Origin of the sequence: Streptomyces boncukensis, assembly GCF_011045075.1 — a bacterium.
GTDB classification, from domain to species: domain Bacteria; phylum Actinomycetota; class Actinomycetes; order Streptomycetales; family Streptomycetaceae; genus Streptomyces; species Streptomyces boncukensis.
Window position 1 is genome coordinate 1 of record NZ_JAAKZZ010000689.1, and the last position, 3,200, is coordinate 3,200.

At 73.0% G+C, this 3,200-nt stretch carries 2 protein-coding genes; both read left to right on the forward strand.

Going from position 1 to position 3,200, the window contains the following annotated elements:
• Positions 1–46: 46 nt before the first annotated feature.
• Complete coding sequence (locus G5C65_RS34275; RefSeq protein WP_165302966.1) at positions 47–1,867, forward strand: IucA/IucC family protein; 1,821 nt, start codon at positions 47–49, stop codon at positions 1,865–1,867.
• An 81-nt stretch (positions 1,868–1,948) separates the two neighbouring features.
• On the forward strand, positions 1,949–3,200 hold a 1,252-nt coding region (locus G5C65_RS34280), incomplete at its 3' end, for an ATP-dependent DNA helicase (protein WP_165302967.1).

A 3,200-nucleotide genomic window follows, 5' to 3' on the forward strand; every position in this document is an offset into this window, starting at 1 on the left:
TGTCCATACCGCACCCCGTCCCCGAACCCCAGCAAGGAGCCGCTCCGTGCCGCTATCCCCCTCCGACACCTCCACCGACGCACGCGACCCCGAGCCGCCGGCACTTCCCGAGGGCCTGGACCGGGACGCCTGGGCCCGCGCCTCCCGACGGTTGCTCGCCAAGATGATCGCCGAGTTCGCCTACGAGGAGATCGTCCACCCCGAGGCCGAAGCGCCCGGCGCACCCGGCCCCTACCGCCCGTACCGGCTGCCTGTCGACGGCGGCCTCACCCTCCGCTTCCGGGCCCGGCGCGGCGCCTACGGCGACTGGAGCGTCGACGCCGCGTCGCTCGGCGAGCCCGCCTGCCCCTTCACCTTCGTCTCCCGCGCCCACGACACCCTCCTGGGCCTGGGCCGCGACACCACGGGGCACTACCTCCGCGAGCTCTCCGCGACCCTCACCGCCGACGCCCGGCTGGACTCCGCCGGCCTGTCCAGCGCCGACCTGGCCGCCCTCGACTACGCCGAGCTCGAAGGGCACATGACAGGCCATCCCTGGCTCGTGGCGAACAAGGGCCGAATCGGTTTCTCGGCCTCCGACGCGGCCCGCTGGGCGCCCGAGGCGCGCTGCCCGCAGCGGCTCCCCTGGATCGCAGTCCGCCGCGCCGCCGCCGAGTACCGGGGCGTGGCCGGACTGGAGGAGCCCGCCCGGCTGTACGCGCGCGAACTCGGCCAGGAGACCCTGGACGGCTTCCACGAGGCCCTGCGCGCAAGGGGGCTGGCCCCACAGGAGTACGTCTTCCTGCCCGTGCACCCCTGGCAGTGGGACGAGACGATCGCGCCGCTGTTCGCCGCCTCGCTGGCCGGGCATGACATCGTCCCGCTGCACAGCGACGGGGACCTGCGGCTGCCGCAGCAGTCGATCCGCACCTTCCTCAACGCCAGCCGCCCCGACCGGCTCACGGTCAAGCTGCCGCTGGCCATCCTCAACACGCTGGTGTGGCGCGGCCTTCCGACCGAACGCACCAAGGCGGCCCCCGCCGTCACCTCCTGGGTGCACTCCCTGCGGGACGGCGACCCGTTCCTCGCCGAGGAGTGCCGCGCCGTCCTGCTGGGCGAGGTCGCGTCCGTCGCGGTGGCGCATCCGGTCTTCGACCGGCTGCCGGACGTGCCGTACCAGTACCGCGAACTGCTCGGCTGCATCTGGCGGGAGCCGCTCGCCCCGTACCTCGGCCCCGGCGAGCGCGCCCGCACCCTCGCCTCGCTCATCCACACCGATGTGCACGGACGGTCCCTCACCGCCGAACTGGTGGCCCGTTCGGGCCTGGAGCCGTCGGTGTGGCTGCGGCATCTGTTCGCCGCCCTGCTGCCGCCGCTGCTGCACTTCCTCTACCGCTACGGCACGGTGTTCTCCCCGCACGGCGAGAACACCATCGTCGTCTTCGACGAGCGCGACGTGCCGGCCCGGCTGGCCGTCAAGGACTTCGTGGACGACGTCAACGTCAGCTCCCAGCCGGTGCCCGAACTGGCGTCCATGCCGCAGGACGTGCGCGAGGTGCTGCTGACCGAACCGCCGGGCTTCCTCCCGCAGTTCATCCACTCCGGTCTCTTCGTCGGCGTCTTCCGCTACCTCGCGCCGCTGTGCGAGGAGCAACTCGGCCTGCCCGAGGACGCGTTCTGGTCACTCGTGCGGGCGGAGATCGACCGCTATCACCGCCGCTTCCCCGGGCTCAAGAACCGATTCGACACCTTCGATCTGCTCACTCCCCGTATCGAGCGGCTCTGCCTCAACCGCAACCGGCTGCACCTCGACGGCTACCGCGACCGCCCGGAACGCCCGCACGCCGCGGTGCACGGCACCGTGCCCAACCCCCTGTACGGACCGTAGCACTGCCGTCACGCATTGCGCAGGGTCCGGGTGGCCGGAGGCGAGCGCGCTGTCAGTGGTGGCGCGTAGGGTGTCGGATCTATGAGCAAGCCCGCCCTCACCGAACTCCTCCACGCCGCCGTCACCGCCGTGGGCGGCACGGAGCGCCCCGGTCAGGCCGCCATGGCCGAGGCCGTAGCCGAGGCCGTCGACGACGGCCACCACCTCCTCGTGCAGGCGGGCACCGGCACCGGGAAGTCGCTCGGCTATCTGGTGCCCGCGCTCGCGCACGGCGAGCGCGTCGTTGTCGCCACCGCCACGCTGGCGCTGCAGCGCCAGCTCGTCGAGCGCGACCTGCCGCGCACCGTCGAGGCCCTGCATCCGCTGCTGCGCCGCAGTCCCCAGTTCGCCATGCTCAAGGGCCGCTCCAACTACCTGTGCCTGCACCGGATGCACGAGGGCGTCCCGCAGGAAGAGGAGGACGGCCTCTTCGACCCCTTCGAGGGCGCGGCGCCCACCTCCCGGCTCGGCAAGGACCTCCTCCGGCTGCGCGACTGGTCGGACGAGACGGAGACGGGCGACCGGGACGACCTCACGCCCGGCGTGTCCGACCGCGCCTGGGTCCAGGTCTCGGTCTCGTCCCGGGAGTGTCTGGGCGCGAGCAAGTGCGCATACGGCGCCGAGTGCTTCGCGGAGGCGGCGCGGGAGCGGGCCAAGCTGGCCGACGTCATCGTGACCAACCACGCGCTGCTCGCCATCGACGCCATCGAGGGCGCCCCGGTGCTGCCGGGCCACGAGGTCCTGATCGTGGACGAGGCCCACGAGCTGGTCTCCCGGGTGACGGGTGTGGCCACCGGAGAGCTCACCCCGGGCGGAGTGAACCGCGCGGTGCGCCGCGCCGCCAAGCTGGTCGACGAGAAGGCGGCCGACCAGCTCCAGACCGCCGCCGAGGGCTTCGAGCGGCTGATGGAGCTGGCCCTGCCGGGCCGCCTGGAGGCGCTCCCGGAGGACCTCGGGCACGCCCTGGCGGCGCTGCGGGACGCCGCCCGCGCCTGCCTCAGCTCCCTGGGGAACACCCGGGACAGGTCGGTGGAGGACGAGGACGCGGTCCGCAAGCAGGCCAAGGCGTCCGTGGAGACAGTGCACGATGTGGCCGAGCGCCTCCTGGAGGGCTCGGAGTACGACGTCGTCTGGTACGAGCGGCACGACCGGTACGGCGCCTCGCTGCGCGTCGCCCCGCTGACGGTCTCCGGGCTGCTGCGCGAGAAGCTCTTCGCGGACCGCTCCGTGGTGCTCACCTCCGCCACCCTCAAGCTCGGCGGCGACTTCAACGGCGTGGGCGCCTCGCTGGGGC